Origin of the sequence: Gluconobacter oxydans DSM 3504, assembly GCF_000583855.1 — a bacterium.
GTDB lineage: Bacteria > Pseudomonadota > Alphaproteobacteria > Acetobacterales > Acetobacteraceae > Gluconobacter > Gluconobacter oxydans.
In genome coordinates this window covers 2,586,709-2,605,421 of sequence record NZ_CP004373.1, presented here as the reverse complement: position 1 = coordinate 2,605,421, position 18,713 = coordinate 2,586,709, and the positions used below count along the sequence as shown (strand labels likewise).

16 protein-coding genes are annotated in these 18,713 nt (G+C 59.7%); 2 read left to right on the top strand and 14 right to left on the bottom strand.

From position 1 onward, the window contains the following. Positions 1-66: 66 nt before the first annotated feature. From gap to GLS_RS11500, 13 genes are all read right to left on the bottom strand, one after another. A complete protein-coding gene (gap, locus tag GLS_RS11560; RefSeq protein WP_041112331.1) occupies positions 67-1,086 on the bottom strand; it encodes a type I glyceraldehyde-3-phosphate dehydrogenase in 1,020 nt (339 codons plus the stop codon). A 68-nt stretch (positions 1,087-1,154) separates the two neighbouring features. Next, on the bottom strand, positions 1,155-2,555 hold the full coding sequence (locus GLS_RS11555; RefSeq protein WP_041112330.1) for a sugar porter family MFS transporter: 1,401 nt from the start codon (positions 2,553-2,555) through the stop codon (positions 1,155-1,157). A gap of 108 nt (positions 2,556-2,663) precedes the next feature. After that, positions 2,664-4,313 carry an electron transfer flavoprotein-ubiquinone oxidoreductase gene (locus GLS_RS11550; protein ID WP_041112329.1) on the bottom strand — a complete coding sequence of 550 codons (1,650 nt, stop codon included), beginning with the start codon at positions 4,311-4,313 and terminating at the stop codon, positions 2,664-2,666. Between the two features lie 43 nt (positions 4,314-4,356). Then, on the bottom strand, positions 4,357-5,283 hold the full coding sequence (locus GLS_RS11545) for an electron transfer flavoprotein subunit alpha/FixB family protein (RefSeq protein WP_041112328.1): 927 nt from the start codon (positions 5,281-5,283) through the stop codon (positions 4,357-4,359). Continuing rightward, positions 5,283-6,044, bottom strand: coding sequence for an electron transfer flavoprotein subunit beta/FixA family protein (locus GLS_RS11540; protein WP_041112327.1), 762 nt, complete (start codon positions 6,042-6,044; stop codon positions 5,283-5,285). The genes GLS_RS11545 and GLS_RS11540 overlap by 1 nt, the downstream gene beginning before the upstream one ends. Before the next feature lie 14 nt (positions 6,045-6,058). Beyond that, entirely contained in the window at positions 6,059-6,916 is an 858-nt protein-coding gene (locus tag GLS_RS11535; RefSeq protein WP_041112326.1) for a sugar phosphate isomerase/epimerase family protein, read from the bottom strand. Next, positions 6,916-8,067 carry a dihydrodipicolinate synthase family protein gene (locus GLS_RS11530; RefSeq protein ID WP_041112325.1) on the bottom strand — a complete coding sequence of 384 codons (1,152 nt, stop codon included), beginning with the start codon at positions 8,065-8,067 and terminating at the stop codon, positions 6,916-6,918. The genes GLS_RS11535 and GLS_RS11530 overlap by 1 nt, the downstream gene beginning before the upstream one ends. 8 nt (positions 8,068-8,075) lie before the next feature. After that, positions 8,076-8,843, bottom strand: coding sequence for a 3-ketoacyl-ACP reductase (locus tag GLS_RS11525; RefSeq protein ID WP_041112324.1), 768 nt, complete (start codon positions 8,841-8,843; stop codon positions 8,076-8,078). Further along, positions 8,840-9,982 carry an acyl-CoA dehydrogenase family protein gene (locus GLS_RS11520; RefSeq protein WP_041112323.1) on the bottom strand — a complete coding sequence of 381 codons (1,143 nt, stop codon included), beginning with the start codon at positions 9,980-9,982 and terminating at the stop codon, positions 8,840-8,842. Before GLS_RS11520 ends, GLS_RS11525 begins: the two co-directional genes overlap by 4 nt. A 110-nt stretch (positions 9,983-10,092) precedes the next feature. Beyond that, positions 10,093-11,355: a glycerate kinase type-2 family protein gene (locus GLS_RS11515; protein WP_041112322.1), complete on the bottom strand. Its 1,263-nt coding sequence runs from the start codon at positions 11,353-11,355 to the stop codon at positions 10,093-10,095. 40 nt (positions 11,356-11,395) lie between these two features. Then, positions 11,396-12,967, bottom strand: coding sequence for an acyl CoA:acetate/3-ketoacid CoA transferase (locus tag GLS_RS11510; RefSeq protein WP_041112321.1), 1,572 nt, complete (start codon positions 12,965-12,967; stop codon positions 11,396-11,398). Between the two features lie 118 nt (positions 12,968-13,085). Beyond that, positions 13,086-14,681 (bottom strand): GMC family oxidoreductase, encoded by a 1,596-nt coding sequence (locus GLS_RS11505; RefSeq protein ID WP_041112320.1) that lies wholly within the window; start codon positions 14,679-14,681, stop codon positions 13,086-13,088. After that, positions 14,681-16,177 carry an aldehyde dehydrogenase family protein gene (locus GLS_RS11500; protein ID WP_052327574.1) on the bottom strand — a complete coding sequence of 499 codons (1,497 nt, stop codon included), beginning with the start codon at positions 16,175-16,177 and terminating at the stop codon, positions 14,681-14,683. The genes GLS_RS11505 and GLS_RS11500 overlap by 1 nt, the downstream gene beginning before the upstream one ends. Positions 16,178-16,512: 335 nt before the next feature. Here GLS_RS11500 and GLS_RS11495 point away from each other — a divergent pair, with 335 nt between their 5' ends. Both GLS_RS11495 and GLS_RS11490 read left to right on the top strand, forming a co-directional pair. Further along, the gene (locus GLS_RS11495; protein ID WP_041112318.1) at positions 16,513-17,172 is read left to right on the top strand and encodes a TetR/AcrR family transcriptional regulator; all 660 of its coding nucleotides are present in this window, start codon (positions 16,513-16,515) and stop codon (positions 17,170-17,172) included. A 272-nt stretch (positions 17,173-17,444) separates the two neighbouring features. Next, entirely contained in the window at positions 17,445-17,651 is a 207-nt protein-coding gene (locus GLS_RS11490; protein ID WP_024717199.1) for a cold-shock protein, read from the top strand. Between the two features lie 54 nt (positions 17,652-17,705). Here the strand turns inward: GLS_RS11490 and GLS_RS11485 are convergent, their stop codons facing one another. Further along, positions 17,706-18,620 (bottom strand): LysR family transcriptional regulator, encoded by a 915-nt coding sequence (locus GLS_RS11485; RefSeq protein WP_041112317.1) that lies wholly within the window; start codon positions 18,618-18,620, stop codon positions 17,706-17,708. Positions 18,621-18,713: the final 93 nt, after the last annotated feature.

Here is an 18,713-nt window from a genome sequence, read left to right as displayed (position 1 = left end):
GAAGAACCGTCTTCCATAATGCCCGTCAAAGCAACTCAGACGACGAGATCGACCACCATGCCGCCCTTACAGGCTCCCCATGAGAACCGCAGTATCGATCATCCTGTTCGAGAAGCCCCATTCATTGTCATACCAGCTGCAGATATGGATCATCTCGCCATCCCGGATGAGCGCCGTCTGCGTCGCATCGAAACTGGAAGATGCCGCGCTGTGATTGAAATCGCTGCTGACGAGCATGCCATCGCTGTAGTCCAGAACGCCTGCAAGAGCGCCCACGGACGCCTCATGGAAGGCCGCGTTGATCTCATCCACCGATGACGGAGCACGTGACGGCACGAAATCGAGCGACACCATCGAAACATTCGGTGTCGGCACCCGAAGCGACGATCCGGCCAGCCGTCCCTTGAGATGCGGCAGGACAAGACCGATCGCCTTGGCGGCACCCGTGGACGTCGGGACCATGTTCTGACCGGCCGCCCGTGCACGCCTCAGGTCGCGATGCCGGCGATCCACGATCTGCTGATCGCCCGTATAGGAATGAACCGTCAGCATGTAACCGCATTCGACGCCGAACGCCTCGTCCGCAACCTTGACCAGCGGCGCGAGACAGTTGGTCGTGCACGACCCATTCGAGACAACCGTCATATCCGGTTTGAGCGCATCATTATTGACGCCATATACGATCGTAGCGTCCGCATCACTTGCCGGAGCAGAGACGAGCACCTTTCGCGCTCCCGCCTGCAGCAGCGGCTGCACAGCCTGCTTTGACGTAAAGAGCCCGGAGCACTCCATGACGACATCCACGCCATCGAGCGCGACCGCCCCCGGCTCACGCTCCGAGGAAATGCGGATCGGTCCGTAACTCCGGCCATGCGCTTCGATCGTCAGCTGATCGCCTTCAAGATGGACCTTCCCTGAAAACCGTCCGTGAATGCTGTCATAGACCAGCATGTGAACCTTGTCCTCGATGCTCCCTGGACCATTGATGACAACGGGAACAATGTCAGTCCGTCCGCTCTCGATAATACTTCTCAAGGTCAGACGCCCGATACGTCCAAATCCATTGATCCCGATCTTGACTGCCACGATACCGTCTCCGTTTGATGCCCCGATGTCAGGGCCTGTCCTTTTGTGAATGAGGGGAAGGCCTGCGCTTACAGGCCGATACGATTGAGGGGTTTGCCGGCCATGAGATTCCGCTCGATCTGCTCAAGCGACACGCCACGGGTTTCCGGCACGAACTTCATCGTCACGAAAATGAAGATGAGATTGAGCAGGGCGTAGAGCCAGAAGGTCTGGGCACTTCCCAGTGTCGTCAGAAGCGAGAGGAAGGTCAGACCAACAATCATGTTGGTGCCCCAGTTGGTGAAGGTGGAGCATCCGATGCCGAAGTCGCGCCCCTTCATGGGCTGCACTTCGGAGCACAGGATCCACACCAGCGGCCCGGCGGAAAATGCAAACCCGACGATGAAGCACAGCAGCATCGCAACTGCCGCGTAACGCGCCAGATCGCTGTTGCCCGTCCCGAAATACAGCAGCATGCCGACCGTAAACATGCCGAGCGCCATCATGATGAAGCCCGCGATCAGCATGGGCCGGCGGCCCCAGCGATCAACATATCCGATGGCAATGAACGTGGAGAGCACATTGACCAGCCCCACGATCACCGTGCCCCACAGGGCGGCACTGGTGCCGAAACCGGCCATCTCGAAGATGTGCGGCGCGTAGTACATGACCACGTTGATGCCGGTGAACTGCTGGATCGCCTGAAGCGCCACGCCCAGATAGACCGCGCGGCGGAAATTCGGGTTTTTCTTGAAAAGCGTATATCCGCCATCGGCCTGTGCAAGCTGATCGCGGATTTCGACGATCTCATCCCGCGCATGCGCGTCATTGCCGCGCAGACCATGCAGGACATCGAACGCCTCATCATGCCGCCCGCGCAGAACCAGCCAGCGCGGGCTGTCCGGCAGGAACAGGACACCGATCAGGAACAGCACGCCCGGGACGCCCACGATCCCGAGCATCCAGCGCCAGGACCCCGAATAGGCCAGAAGCGCATCGGAGATGAACGCGACCAGAATGCCCACCGTGATCATGAGCTGATAGACGGAAATCAGGGCCCCGCGGTGCTGCTGGTGCGCAATTTCCGAAATATAGAGTGGAGCGGTAAAGCTCGCGACGCCGATCGCCAATCCAAGGACCACGCGCCCCGCGATCAGGACCGGAACGGAAGGCGCCAGCGCGCAGAGTGCCGACCCGGAAATGAAGAGCAGTGCCGAGATGATCAGCAGCTTTTTGCGGCCCAGAATGTATGACAGCCGTCCACCAAACAGGGCCCCGAGCGCTGCTCCGACCATCATGCCGGAGACAATGCACTCCTTGCCGAAATCATTGACCTGAAACTCGATACCGATGAATTCCAGCGCTCCGGATATGACACCCAGATCCAGCCCGAACATCAGACCTGCCACCGCAGCCAGTGTGGCTACCAGGGCACTTCTGCCGTTGAGTGAAACGCGCGGAACGCTCTCTACGACGCCAACGTCACTCATAACCGTGTTCCTTTTCTTGGTCTTCTTCTGTGATCGGAAGAAACACTTCGGCAGCCATGGATTCCGAGTTCTGCATGGATGCCGTTACTTTGATCTGACCTTTAGAACTCACATATTCGGGTAATTCGGTCCGTCCCCGCCCTGCGGCGGCGTCCAGACGATGTTCTGGGACGGGTCCTTGATGTCGCAGGTCTTGCAGTGCACGCAGTTCTGGAAATTGATCTGAAAGCGTGGCTTCCCCGCATCCTCGACAATCTCGTAAACCCCGGCCGGGCAGTAACGCTGCGCGGGCTCGGCGTAGACCGGCAAATTTACCGTGATCGGAATCTCAGCGTTCCTGAGCTTCAGATGGCAGGGCTGGCTCTCGTGATGATTGGTGAATGAAAACGCCACATTGGTCGTCCGGTCGAAACTCAGCTTTCCGTCCGGCTTGGGATAGGCAATCGGCGAAAAATCCGCCGCCTTCCCCGTCGCTGCCGCATCCGTCTTGTGATGATGCATTGTCCCGAACAAAGGCGCCCCAGTCAGCGACGCTGTCCACATATCAAGACCACCCAGCACGATCCCGCCCGCGAGGCCGTATTTTTCCCAGAGCGGTTTGACGTTGCGGACAAGCTTGAGATCCCGGCCCACAGGCCCGTCTCTCAGTGCGGTGTCATAGGCCGTGAGTTCATCACCGCTCCGACCATCCCGGATCGCTGCATGAGCGGCCTCTGCCGCATGCATCCCCGAATAGATAGCGTTATGGCTGCCCTTGATGCGCGGAACATTCACCAGCCCCGCAGAACAGCCGAGCAGCGCACCACCGGGGAAAACGGCTTTCGGAATGGACTGCCACCCCCCTTCCGAAATGGCACGGGCGCCATAGGCGATCCGCTTTCCGCCTTCCAGCAGACCCGCCATCAGCGGATGATGCTTAAAACGCTGGAACTCCCGATACGGGTCGAGATAGGGATTTTCGTAGCTCAGATGCACGACGAACCCGACACAGACCTGATTGTTGTCGAGATGATAGATGAACGCACCACCACCCGCATTGCGCCCCAAAGGCCATCCCATCGTGTGAACGACCGTGCCGGGTTTGTGCCGGGCCGGATTCACTTCCCAGATTTCCTTCAGGCCAATCCCGAATTTCTGCGGGTCCCTGCCATCCGAAAGACCATAATGCCGCATGATCTGGAGCGCTAAAGATCCCCGTGCCCCCTCGGCGATCAGCACGTACTTTCCTGCCAGGATCATACCCGGTTCGTAATTCTCACCCGGCGTGCCATCTGCATTCCGTCCGAACTCACCGGCAACCACGCCCCGGATCTCACCCTTTTCGCCATAGACAAGCTCACTGGCCGCCATGCCGGGGAAGATCTCGACGCCCAGCCCTTCTGCCGTCTCGGCCAGCCAGCGGCAGACATTCCCCAGCGAGACGATGTAATTGCCGTGATTGTTCATGAAGGGCGGCATGAGCCAGTTGGGCAGACGTGTCTGTCCCTTCTCACCCAGGACATAGAAACTGTCCGTCTCCACCGGCACGGTGATCGGCGCGTTCATCTCCCGCCAATTCGGCAGCAGGACATTGAGCGCGCAGGGATCAATGATCGCGCCAGAAAGGATGTGCGCGCCCACCTCGGATCCCTTGTCCAGCACGACGACGGATAGGTCCGGGTCAAGCTGTTTGAGACGGATGGCAGCGGACAGGCCTGCCGGCCCGGCACCGACGATGACGACGTCATAGTTCATGCTTTCGCGTTCAATGGCCGTCATGACTTTTCTCCTTGTCCGAACGTGATCCCGAGGCTGCGCATGGTCAGATCTTTGCTGTCAGTTCGGGCAGGATGGTGAACAGATCCCCGACCAGACCGTAATCGGCGACCTGGAAGATCGGAGCATCCTCGTCCTTGTTGATCGCCACGATGATGCGGGAGTCTTTCATGCCCGCGAGATGCTGGATGGCGCCCGAGATGCCGACCGCAAGGTAAAGATCCGGAGCCACGACTTTGCCGGTCTGCCCGACCTGCCAGTCATTAGGCGCATATCCGGCATCAACAGCCGCGCGGCTGGCACCAACCGCCCCGCCGAGCTTGTCCGCAAGGGTCGTGATGGTATCGAAGTTCTCTTTCGATCCGATACCGCGGCCACCGGAGACGATGATCTTTGCCGATGTCAGGTCCGGACGCTCGGAGGCGACCGTCTTGTCCTCGACCCACTGCGACAGACCAGGATCGGCCGGGACAGTGACGGCTTCGATAGCGGCACTTCCGCCAGCCTGTGCTGCCGTGAAGGCTGCCGTGCGGACCGTGAAGACCTTCACCGGATCGGAAGAGCGGATCGTCTGGATCGCATTGCCCGCGTAAATCGGTCGTTCGAACGTATCCGCGTCCTGAACGGCCGTGACCTCGGACAGGACCATCACATCCAGCAGCGCAGCAACGCGCGGCAGAACGTTCTTGGAAAACGCGGTCGCACCAGCGGCGATGTGGCTATAGTCCCTGGCCATCGAGACGATCAGTGCGCTGACAGGCTCGGCAAGCCCGTGTGCCAGAGATGCATCATCCGCCAGAAGAACCTTCGACACGCCCGCCAGCTTTGCCGCCTCGTCGGCCGCAGCCGCGCAGTTCTCACCTGTAATGAGAACATGCACGTCACCAAGCGTGGCAACCGCTGTCAGGGCCTTGGCGACAGTATCCGTCCCGAGACGACCGTCATTGACTTCGGCAAGTAGCAGAACAGACATCAGAGGACTCCTGCTTCATTCTTCAGTTTCGAGACCAGTTCATCGACGGACCCAACCTTCACGCCGGCATGGCGCTGCGGGGGCTCGACCGTCTTGAGAACCGTGAGACGCGGGCGGACATCGATGCCAAGCTGCGCAAGCGCCACTTCTTCAAGCGGCTTCTTCTTGGCCTTCATAATGTTGGGTAGCGCCACATAGCGGGGCTCGTTGAGGCGCAGGTCTGTCGTCACCACCGCTGGAAGCTTTAGTTTGATGGTCTGAAGACCACCATCGACTTCACGTGTGACCAGTGCCGACCCGTCCTCGACCGTAACAGAAGAGGCGAACGTGCCCTGCCCCCAGCCCAACAGGGCAGCGAGCATCTGGCCGGTCGCGTTCATGTCGTTGTCGATCGCCTGCTTGCCCGCGATCACGAGGCCGGGCTGTTCGTTCGCGACGACCTTGCTCAGGATCTGCGCCACCGAAAGTGGCTCCAGATCGACATTCACATCGTCGGTTGCTGTTACGAGAATGGCCCTGTCCGCGCCCATCGCAAGAGCAGTCCGCAGTGTATCCTTCGCCTGCGCGACGCCAATGGAGACGACAACCACCTCGGTTGCCACACCCTTTTCCTTGAGACGAATGGCCTCTTCGACCGCGATTTCGTCAAAGGGGTTCATGGACATCTTGACGTTCGCCAGATCGACGCCCGACCCGTCCGGACGGACGCGGATGCGGACGTTGTAGTCGACGACCCGTTTCACAGGGACGAGGATCTTCATGATACTCTCCGTTCTCAGCAGATATCGCGGAAGCGCTGTATCATCACATCCAGCACTTCGGCCGGATCGCGCTTCCACCAGTTGTTTGCAGAAAAAATCTCGACTTCGCAGAACCCGTCATATCCCGCGCGCTCTACCCCCGCGCGCAGGCCCCTCAGGTCTGCCACGCCGTCCCCCATCATCCCGCGATCCAGAAGAAAATCCGTCGTGGGAACCAGCCAGTCACACAGATGGAACCCCATGATGCGCATCCCTGCCCGTTCAAGCTGGCGCGGAAGATCGGTGTCCCACCACACGTGATAGACATCGACCGCCACACCCAGCGTGTCGGAATTGAGGACGTCGCAGATATCCAGGGCATCACGCAGTGTCGGCAGGCAGGAGCGGTCCCCGCCATACATCGGATGCAGCGGCTCCAGAGCCAGCTTGACGCCCCGTTCGGATGCGTAGTCCAGCACTGCCGACAGACGGTCCGTGACAATATCGAGGCTCTCCCTCACCCCCTTGGTGCCGGGCTCGACGCCCCCCACCACGATGGTCAGGATCTTGCTTCCCAGATCGGCGGTCTCGTCGATGGAACGACGGAAATCATCCACGACCGCCTGCCGTCCGTGTGGCGCCAGAGGCCCCACAAGAAACGGCGATCGGCACAGCCCCACGACGTCCACTCCGGCCTGCCGGGCGTACTGCCCGATGGCAGAAGCCCGGCCCTGAAGTTCCGGACGCCAGAAGACGATGCCGCCGATGCCACGCTCGGCGCAGGCGTCAATCGTCCGTTCAGCGGACCATCCGGCTCCTGCCCCCGGCATATTGTGGCCGAGGGTCGCGGTATTCAGCGCCAACGCGGAATGATCGTGGGTGAAGTCGCGCATCAATCGGCTCCATAGACCGACAGAAGCGACTTCATGCGCCGCACGGCCAGTTCCGGGTTCCGGAGCAGGCCGCAGCCATCCGCCAGCCGGAAGATCTCCGTAAAATACGGGAGAGGTCGCATGGACTGCGCACCACCCAGCATGATGAAGTGATCCTGAAAACCATTCAGCCAGGCCAGAAACACGACACCCGTTTTGTAATACTGGGTCGGCGCCTTGAAGATCACCCGGGCCAGCGGAACCGTGGGGTCCAGCGCCGCGCGGAAGGCAGCCTTGTCGCCTTCTCCGAGTTTGCTCACCGCATAGGCGGCCAGCGGCGCCAGCGGATCGAAAACGCCCAGAAGCGCGTGGCTGAAGCCCTGCGCGTCGCCTTCGATCAGTTCCGGGTAGTTGAAGTCATCCCCGGTATACATCTTCACGCCAGCCGGAAGCAGACGGCGCATCCGGATTTCCTTGTCCTTGTCCAGAAGGGAAATCTTGATGCCGTCGACCTTGGAGACGTTCTGCCCGATCATTTCCAGCACGGTTTCCAGCGCCTGATCGAAGCTGTTGGTACCCCAGTACCCGGCAAGCGCAGGATCAAACGACTCACCCAGCCAGTGCAGGACGACCGGTTCGTCGCAGGCCGAGAGAACTTCACGGTAGACGCGCAGATAATCCGCCGGGCCTTTCGCAACCCGGACTAGAGCCCGACTTGCCATCAGGATGATACGGCCACCGACGGCCTGAATGGCTTCGACCTGTTCCAGATAGGCGCGTATGACTGTGTCCACGTCTCGCGCGCTTGCCGGGTCCAGATGGTCGGTTCCGCAGCCGTTGACGACATCGGCATCCGGCAGTTCGGCTTTCGTGCGGCGGATCAGTTCCAGCGCCATCGGCCAGTCCAGCCCCATACCGCGCTGGGCCGTGTCCATGGCTTCGGCAATGCCCAGCCCCAGACCCGCGAGATAACGGCGGAATTCCATCGTCCGGTCCCAGTCGATGGCGCCGGGTCCGGACGGGGCATTCGCCGTATAGGGATTGGCGACGACATGGGCAGCGGAATAGACGATCCGCGCCGGATTGCGGCCCAGTGTCCCTGTCGGTGTTGGTGTTCCGATCAGGTGATAGTCCGTCTTCCGGCCGGTTTCATCGGGAAGAATGATTTTCATGACCGTTCTCAGAAACGCGGCACAAGCATTCCGGCATCCGCCGAAATCACCTGGCCTGTGGTATAGGGAAGTCCGCCCGAAGCGAGGGTTGCGATAATGCCGCCCATATCCTCAGGCTCACCGACGCGTGGCAGCAGGGTCAGACCGTCCACGGCGCGCTGGCGATACTGCTCGATCACGGCCGCCGTCATATCGGTGGCGATCAGACCGGGCTGGACGTCATAGACCGCGATGTTTTCCGGCCCGAGCCGTACGGCCAAGGCCTTGGAGACCATCGCCGCAGCCGCCTTGGAGGCGCAGTATTCAGAGCGCTGAACCGCCACAGCCGTGGCGTTGGACGACGTCACATTCACGATGGAATGAAACACGCCCTCGGGCCGCGGACGGGACAGGAGCAGCTTTGCGAAAGCCTGCGAGAGGAAAAACAGCGCCTTGGTGTTCACTGTCAGGCAGCGGTCCCAGCTTGCTTCGCTCACATCCAGCAGATCGCCGCGCTGAAGGACGCCAACGCCGGCATTGTTCACGAGCGTCGTCAGCGGCCCGAGCTTGGCCTCGACCTGTGCTAGTCGCTCCGCATGAACGGACAGATCCGTGATGTCGAACGGGAGCGCCATGACGGACGCTCCAGTCTCGGACAGACGGCTGACGGCCGAGCGCAGTTCTTCGTCATCAAACGGTCCGTTGACCGCTAAAGCGAAGCCCCGTTTCGCCAGAGTCTGCGCCGTCGCGAAACCGATGCCTCGAGAGGAACCAGTGACGAGAGCGACCTGTCTCATGCCCGTGCGCCTTTACGGAGCAGCTCACGCGCGATGATCATACGCTGGATCTGGTTCGTGCCCTCGTAGATCTGGGTGATCTTGGCATCGCGGTACAGACGCTCGACCTCGAAGCCGCGGATATAGCCCGAACCACCAAAGACCTGCACGGCATCAGCGGTCCGGGCCACCGCCATGTCACCGGCAAAGCACTTGGCCATGGAGCATGAGCGCGTAGCGTCCTGTCCGCGGTCGATCTTCGTGGCGGCCGAATGGACCAGAAGCCGTGCAGCCTCGATGTCCTTTGCCATGTCAGCCAGAAGCCACTGCACGCCCTGGAACTCGGAGATGTGCTTGCCGAACTGCTTGCGTGTTCCAGCGTAATCCACGGCCGCTTCAAGCCCGGCCTGAGCGATCCCGACGGCCAGTGCCGCAATGCCGACGCGGCCCTTGTCGAGCACGCTCATCATCATGTGGAAGCCACGGTTCATCTCGCCCAGCAGCGCATCGCTCCCCAGGCGGACATCCGAGAAATCAAGCGCGCCGACCTGGCTCGCCCGCTGGCCCATCTTGTGTTCCTTGGGGCCACGTTCGACGCCCTTGGCATGCAGATCCACGATGAAGATGGACATGCCGCGATTGCCCGCTTCCTTGTCGGTACGCGCCAAGACAAAACCCGTATCCGCGACCGGCGCGTTATGGATCCAGATCTTGCCGCCGTTGAGGACCCAGCCGTCCCCGTCACGCACGGCGGTCGTGCGAATGCCGGAGACGTCGGTGCCAGCCTCGGGCTCCGTGATACAGTAGGCGACCTTGCGCTTCATGGAGAGAATGTCGGGCAGCATCTTCTGCTGTTCCGACGTTCCGTGACGCACCAGAAGCGTGGAGATCAGCTCCACCAGACCGCACTGGTCGGCCACGCTGGCATAGCCGCGGGACAGTTCTTCCATCACGACCGCATAGGTCAGCGTATCGAAGCCCGGGCCGCCCAGTTCTTCGGGCACAGCAATGCCGAACAGGCCCAGCTTGCCCATTTCCTCGTAGATTTCTGCCGGGAAACGCTCTTCGCGGTCCAGCGCTTCTGCGGCGGGACGGATGACATTATCCACGAAAGACCGTGTCGTTTCGCGGACTTCTTCCTGCATTTCGTTCAGAAACATAGCCGACTCCACATAAGTAACTAACTAGATGGTTACTGAAAAATCTGTTAAAAACTACGGCTTTCGCCACACTCACCGATCAATCATTATTGAAGCTTTCCGAGCCGCTCCTAGCGAACCAGTACGGCTCTGAAATCATTGACATTTGTCCCGGTTGGGCCCGGAACAAACAGGTCTCCCAGCGCCTCGAACGCGGTATAGGCGTCGTTCTCCATCAGAAGATCTGTGGGATTGAATCCCTTCTCCCTCAGGCGCTCCATGCTGACACCGTCGGCAAAGGCCCCGGCATTGTCTTCCGAGCCGTCAATCCCGTCGGTATCTGCCGCCAGAGCCGAAAACGGCAGACCTTCCGCCGCCAGCGCAAAAGCCAGAAGGAACTCGGTATTGCGTCCACCCCGGCCGCCCTGCCCGCGTATGGTTACAGTAGTCTCGCCCCCTGACAGGATGACGACCGGGCGTCGGAAAGGCCGACCCCGCAGGATGACTTCCCGCACCAGAGCGGCATGAACCTTCGCGACGTCCCGGGACTCCCCTTCGATCGCATCCGACAGGATCACGGGATAGATCCCCGCCTGCCGAACCTTCTCGGCCGCCGCTTCCAGCGAAAGATGCGCCGAGGCGATCACCCGCACTTCGTTCCTGCTGAAGACCGGATCGGTCGCCAGCGGTGCACGTCCCTCTTCCCCATCCAGCCATGACTGGACCTTTTCGGGCAGGCGCAGTTTCCACGTCTTCGCCAGACGACGGGCATCCTCGCGCGTTCCCAGATCCGGCACCGTGGGCCCGGAGGCCACCTGCGCAGGATCGTCAAAAGGAACATCCGAAACCACCAGAGACACGACCTTCGCCGGAGCCGCCGCGGCCGCCAGACGCCCACCCTTGATGCCCGACACCTGCTTGCGGATGCTGTTCATGACGGAAATCGGCGCGCCGGACGCGAGCAGGACGCGGTTCAGTTCGGCCTCATCCTCAAGCGTCATACCCGGCGGCGGAGATGGCAGCAGAGCCGACCCGCCTCCACAGATGAGCGCCACAACAAGATCGTCCGGTCCCAGCCCTTTTACCGTCTCGAAAAGCGCCTCCGTAGCCTTCAGACCCGCTTCATCCGGCACCGGATGCGAAGCCTCCATCACACGGATGAACTGCGTCGGACAGACATTTCCGTAACGCGTGACCACCACACCGCTGAGCGGCCCTCTCCAGACCCGCTCGAAAGCCGCGGCCAGTTGCGCCACTCCTTTGCCGGCACCAACCACAACCGTCCGACCCTTCGGGGGCTCGGGCAGATGCGCCGCCAGGATCTGCTCCGGTTCCGCCGCACCAACGGCAGCGTCGAAGAGTCCTGTCAGAAACATGCGGTCCTGAAGCATCATGGTCAGTTCCTGTCTGTCCGTCTGGCGCAAGGGTCGAAAATCACAGGGTCAGTCCCATGGGTTCATCACGGAACAGGGCCGCGTCCATTTCCTTCAGATCGGGCGACACCTCGAGATGAGCCGTCGCCTGATCCAGAATGTCACGCTGCAAGTCGATCCCCGGCGCGATTTCAGTGACCGTCAACTTGCCATCCAGCAGCCTCAGAACGCAACGCTCCGTCACATAAGTGATCTCCTGTCCGGTTTCGGTAGCACGGGCGCCGGAAAAGCTGACCTGAGACACTTCAGGCACGATCTTCGCAATCTTGCCTTCCCTGTCGATCACGAGGCGGCCGTCCTCGATATGCATCTTCGCCCCGGCATTGAAATTGCCCGAGAAGATGATGCGCCTGGCCCGCGCTGTAATATCGACGAACCCACCGGCCCCCGCCGTGCGATGCGGTGTGGCGGCCAGACGGCTGACATTTACCGAACCGTTCTGTCCGATCTCAAGGAAGGACAGCAGGGAGCAGTCGAAGCCACCTGCTTGGAAATAGGAAAACTGATGTGGCGATGCGACAAAGGCCTCGGCGTTACTGGCGCAGCCGAACTTGAAGTCCAGCAGCGGGATGCCACCCACGGCCCCCTGTTCGATCACCCAGGTCACAGCGCCGTGGCGCCCTTCCTCCAGCAGGATGCGTGGGACGTTTGCGGAAATACCGAAGCCGATATTCACCGCCCAGCCCTCTTTCAACTCCTGCGCCACGCGACGGGCCATGACTTTGGACGGGCCAAAGTCCGGAATGTCGAACGTGGAGAGCGGGCGGAAAATCTCACCGGAAATGGCGGGATCGTAAGCCGTTGCGGTTGTCTGGAGTTGCTCCGGCGCTTCGACGATCACATCCACCAGAATACCCGGCACCTTGACGTCATGCGGCTTGAGGGTGCCCTGCGCCGCGACACGACGAACCTGCGCAATCACCAGACCACCATTGTTATGGGCCGCCAGAGCCATTTCCATGGCACCGAGCGTTGCCCCTTCCTGCTCAAAGGTCAGGTTACCGTTCTCATCCGCCGTTGAGCCACGGATGATGGCCACATCCGGACGCAGCGCCGGGAAGTACAGCCAGTCCTCGCCCTCGAAATCCATGTGACGGACGAGCGGGTTCAGCCGTGCCGTCTCATTCATCGCGCAGCCGTCACGCTTCGGGTCTACGAATGTATCAAGCCCGACCTTGGTCAGAACGCCGGGACGCTTTGCAGCCCCTTCCCGCAGCATGTCGAAAATTACGCCGGACGGAACGTTATAGGCGGCCAGATCTTCTGCCTGGATGCGCTGCCAGATCAGCGGCGGCTCGGCATTGCTGGGCCCTGAGGGATAGGACCCGCCGATGATCTTCGTGATCATGCCAGGACGGGCGAGATGGTCCACGCCTTTGGTCCCGAACATGTCACCGGCGGCAATCGGATGGATGGTCGTCAGTTTAGACGGAGATTTCGTAGCCTCGAAACGCTGCCCCAGTGCCTCAAGAACCGCGTCGGGACACAGAAGCCCCGAGGACGAATTGACGGCAACCATGGCTCCGTCCCTGATGAGGCTCACAGCCTCGGTCGCTGTCCTGACTTTCGTCATCTTCCAATGCCTTTGTATATAACTGGTTAGTTACTGTAATTCCGAATGAAAAAGCCCGGCATGGCAGCAAGACTTTTCCGCTATTGCGTGTTTTCAGGTGGTACGGGGAAATCCCGGATCAGGCGTTCCCCTGAATGAAATCCGCTGCCCGCTCACTGATCATGATCGTCGCAGCATTGGTGTTGGAACCGAGCAGAGACGGCATGACCGAACTGTCACAGATCCTGATGCCCTCAAGCCCATGAACCTTCAGACGCGGATCGACGACGGACATGTCATCGCGACCCATCTTGCAGGTGCATGTCGGATGATAAGACGTCCGGCCATGTTCCCGCGCATAGTCCCGATACATCTGCATCGTCGGCTGTTTACCGCTAAAGAAACAGGTTTTCCGGATGTGCTTCTGCAAGGACGGCTGGGAGAACATCTCGTAGCTCAGCCGCACACCTTCCGCAGACGTTTCAAGGTCGGCCGGGTCTCCAAGGAAATTGGGATCGACCATCGGATTGACCCTCGGATCCGCCGAACGCAGCCGGACGGTTCCGCGGGACTTCGGCCGTAGCACATAGCTGTTCAGCGTAATCCCGGACGCTCCCTTGGGAACGGACGTCACCCCTGCCTCAGCCCCTGCGCCCGCAAGAAAATGGAACTGGAGATCAGGAACACCCGATGACGGATCCGAGTACCAGAACGCGCCGCCCTCAACCACGTTGGACGCGACGGGACCGGATCTGAACATGGTGTATTCAAGACCTGCCCACAGCATCCAGTGCAGTTTCCGGTACTTGTCGAAGCTCTCATCCGTCTTGAGTTCAGCCACGATATCCACACCGAAATGGTCCTGCAGGTTCTCGCCCACGCCCGGCAGATCCTGCACGACCGGGATACCATTTTCGCGAAGATGCGCAGCAGGCCCGACGCCCGACAACATCATCAGCTTCGGCGTTCCGATTGCTCCGGCCGTCACAACGATTTCCTGGCTCGCTTCGGCGGTATTCAGGGTGCCGTTGGCAATATACTGCACACCCGTCGCCCGCGTCCCGTTGAAGACGATCTTCAGGACCAGCGCCCGCGTCACAACCGTCAGATTCTTCCGCCCCAGGGCCGGACGCAGATACCCCACAGCCGTCGAGCAACGCCGGTTGTTCCGGATCGTCATCTGGTAGATGCCAGCGCCTTCCTGCGATGCGCCATTGAAGTCCGGGTTGTAGGGCAGCCCCATTTCCTGACAGCTCTGCACGAACGCACGGCTGGTTGGGTTTGGATCTGCAAGGTTGGACACCCCGAGCGGCCCGTTCGTGCCATGCCAGGTGCCCGAAAACACGGCATTGCCTTCGGAACGGATGAAGTACTTCTGGACATCCCGGAAGCTCCAGCCATCCGCACCTTCCGCCGCCCAGCGGTCGAAATCGGAAGGGTGTCCCCGCGTGAAGACTTCCGCGTTGATGGACGATCCGCCGCCCAGAATCCGGCCCTGCACATAGGGGATCTGGCGGTTGTTCGCATGTTTCTGCGGCTCCGTCAGAAGATCCCAGGTATGCGGCCCCGTGGTCATCTTCGCGAAGCCGACCGGCATGTGGATCAGGGGATGCGTGTCCCGCCGGCCCGCCTCGATGAGGCAGACACGGACGGAAGGATTTTCGGAAAGGCGGGCTGCGAGAACACAGCCAGCCGAACCGCCACCGACAACGATGTAATCAAAACCGCTCGTCATTACGAAATCCAGTGCGAACGTTTGCCAGTTTCGATATGGACAGATTTGATCTGCGTATATTCCTCAACGCCGTACAGACCTGCCTCACGGCCCCAGCCCGACTGCTTGAAACCACCCAGCGGCGTCTCGGGACCACCACTCATGATGGTGTTCACCCAGAAGCGGCCGGCGCGAACACGACGGGTTACGGCAAGCGCCTTGTCGATATCCTTGCTCCAGACCGATGCGGCCAGGCCGTAAACCGTGTCATTGGCAATCGCGATCGCCTCATCGACGGTATCGAAGTGGAAGGACGCCAGAACCGGCCCAAAAATCTCGTCACGCGCGATGCCCATCGAGGGCTTCACATCCGTGAAAAGCGTGGGCTGGATATACTGCCCCTTGCCGAAATCGACGATCCCGCCACCACAGAGCAGCCTGGCGCCCTCGGCCTTGCCCTTGGCGATGTAGTCCAGAATGGTCTTGTTCTGCGCTTCCGTCGTGATGGCGCCAATCTGCGTCTCCGGGTCAAACGGATCACCAACGCGGATCTTCTCCATTTTTGCCACGACGAGACGTTCGAACTTCTCGGCCACGGACCGCTCTACGATCAGGCGGCTCGACGACACACAGCACTGCCCGGTGTTAAAGCTGATTCCGAAGGCTACCGCATCGGCCGCATCCTCAAGGTTGCTGTCAGCGAACACGACGATCGGGTTCTTGCCACCAAGCTCGAGGCCCAGCTTCTTCAGGTTGCTGTCAGCCGCCGCGTGGATACAGGACTTGCCGACGCCCGTGGAGCCCGTGAAGGACAGCATGTCGATATCCTGGTGCTCGGTCATGGCCTGACCAACCGTGCGCCCCGTGCCCGTCACGACATTGAAGACACCCTTCGGCAGCCCGGCATCGGCAAGAACTTCCGCCAGAAGAAGCGTTGTGGCACTCGTGACTTCGGCAGGCTTGACGACCAGCGTGCAGCCGGATGCGAGAATGAAAGGCGCGCGCTCACACAGGATCATGAACGGGAAGTTCCACGGCGTAATCAGACCGACGACCCCGATGGGCTCCCGCAGGACCATGCCGAACAGCCCCTCGCCCAGATTGTTGAACGTATCACCATGCAGCATCCGCGCAGCGCCGGCCGCCATCTCGAAACAGGCGATACAGTGATCGATCTCACCTTTCGCCTGGCTGATGGGCTTCCCGTTTTCGAGAACTTCCCAGTAAGCGATGTCATCACGACGCTCGCGCAGAAGGCCCGCGGCTTTCAGAAGAACCGCCGCACGATCCGCGGCTGCCAGACCCGCCCAGCTTCCGTTCTCGAAAGCACGACGTGCAGCAGCGACTGCCTCATCAAGGTCTTCACGGGTGCAGCGTGGAATACGGGTGACGGGAACATCATGAGCCGGCGAGGAACGATCGAAGAAATCCTTACCTGCGCGCCATTCTCCATCAATAAAGAATCCGAACTCACGCGGCTTTAACGGTAAAGATATAGTCTTTGAGACAACATTCATGAGAAATATTCCTGCTGACTATGGTGCTGCCATCCCTTTTCCGATGAACAGCCCGGTTTTACTCTTATGAACTGGAAACCCCGAGAGATATTACAACATGCAATTCTTAATCACGGACGACCCTCACCTGCATTTGACCACAGACGCTCGGGTTCCAACTTCCTAACGCGTAACGCACCGTGTAGTTACTTACACATATCGCAGGGGTACGCCAGCATGAAATCACGTTACGTTGATATTTTTTCGTACTTTAAGTGTGATTTTATGATCCGCTTTTCTTTTGGGGCGGTTTCCCCCAGAAAGAGCGCCCCTACTGAGAGCGGAACAAACCCCTGATGCCCCTTGAGAAAAGCAGAGCGTCCTCCTCTACGAAAAAGCGTGTCAGGGACGCTGAGGCCACGAAATTACGCATTCTCGAAGCGGCGAAGAAGGAGTTTGCCCGAAACGGGCTTGAAGGCGCGCGCGTCGATACGATCGCCCTCGATGCCAAGGCCAACAAGAGGATGCTCTACCACTATTTCAAAAGTAAGGACGGCCTCTTCCGCACCGTCCTGGAGCGGGAATACCTCAACATCCGGGAGGAAGAGACCAGACTGGATCTGGAGAACCTGCCCCCCAGGACAGCCCTCGAAACGCTCGTCCGTTTCACATGGGAATACTATATCGCCAATCCCGAGTTCATCACCCTCGTGAATAGCGAGAACCTCTGTCAGGCCGCCCATATCCGGAACTCGCCCACACTGAAGACGATCAGTCAGAAATTCGTCCGCCGCATCCAGTCCCTTCTGGATCGGGGCGTTCGGGAAAACGTCTTCCGCGATGGCATTGACGCAGCCCAGCTGAACATCACGATCGCCTCGATCAATTATTATTATTTCACAAACCGCTTCACGGGATCGGTAATCTTCGAGCGGGATTTTACAGCTCCCGAGGCGCTTGAAGAAAGAATTGCCTTTAATATCGAAACGATATGCCGCCTGGTCTGCAAGAATTAAGGCGTAGTTTTTCTTACAAACATACAGTCTCACACCCCTGAATTCAGGGCCAATTTATGGTCCGGTTCAGGAAAATATTGAATTCCGGTTACAATTATAATGCCCTGCCTGAGATTTTTCTCTTGCATCCGGGGGCGAGTTAACGTCTATCTGATGTCGGCAGGTGCTCCTAAGTGGGTTTTCGACGCATGTTGCGTCATTCGTTCCCCTTAAGAGTTATGATTTCGTGCGTATCTTGTGCACGACTGCTATTGTTAAAAAGGAGCCTCGTTATGGCAACAGGCACCGTAAAATGGTTTAACTCCACCAAGGGCTTTGGTTTCATCCAGCCTGACAACGGTGGCCAGGATGCGTTCGTTCACATCTCTGAACTCGAGCGCGCTGGAATGCACACCCTCAACGAAGGTCAGCATGTCTCTTACGAGCTCGAGTCTGGCCGCAACGGCAAAACGTCGGCAGTGAGCATCAAGGCAATCTGATTACCCTGATGTACATTCCGATGTGCAGGAAGCCGCCCGCAAGGGCGGCTTTTTTCATGTCTGGCGTCCGCTTTGCGGCTGCGGCCCGTGCCCCCTGTTCGCGAGATCGATCATCTCCACAAACGCATCGGCGGCAGGGCTTCTGTAACGCTCCTTATGCCTCAGTCCATAGAAAAAGCGACTTTCCGGCACCTCTGACGCCGCATGAAGCGTCCCCGCCACCAGCGACGGGGCAACCACCAGCGATGAGAGTGCAGCAATCCCCGCCCCTGCCTCGACAGCGGTGCGTACACTCTCGTTCGATGGCAGAACCAGACTGACATTCAACTCATCCGGCGCGATCCCTAGACGCAGGAGATAGTGTTCCAGCGTGGCCCGCGTCCCCGATCCCGGCTCCCGCATCACCCAGACCTGTCTGCGCAGCCATTCCCTGTCAGCATGTTCAGGAACCCCGGCGTCCGCCTGCACAATGGTCAGATGGTCTTTCCCCAGCGGCCACTGCGCGAGCGCTGGATCATCGACAATCGCTTCCACGATCCCCAGTTCAGCCTCCCCTTCCCGGACCTTCTTCGCGGCTTCTTCGGTATTGCTGACGGCCAGTTCGACCGTGATCTGCGGATATTTTCTGCGGAACGCGACCAGAATGGACGGAATCCAGTACGCGGCGATGGTCTGGCTCGCCACAGCACGAAGCGTTCCCCGCTTCAGCCCGCTGATCTCATCCAGAACATTTTCAGCCGCAGCCGCCTGAGCGACGACCGCACGGGCCTCCGGCAGAAATAGATGTCCCGCCTCGCTCAGACGGATGCCCCGTCCCACCCGATCAAAAAGCCTGACCCCGTAACGCTCTTCCAGAGCGGCAATAGCCGCCGAAACCGCGGACTGGGTGACGTTCATCGCCCGGCTCGCAGCAGTGACGTGTTCGCGTTCGGCAACAGCGATGAAGAGACGGAGCTGATCTAGGGTCATGCACGATGGATAACACAATCAATCGATTTTTCTAATTGGAATCATGAAATTTATGCGTTGGATTAATTGATTGTTCTCTCCCTAAATCTTCAC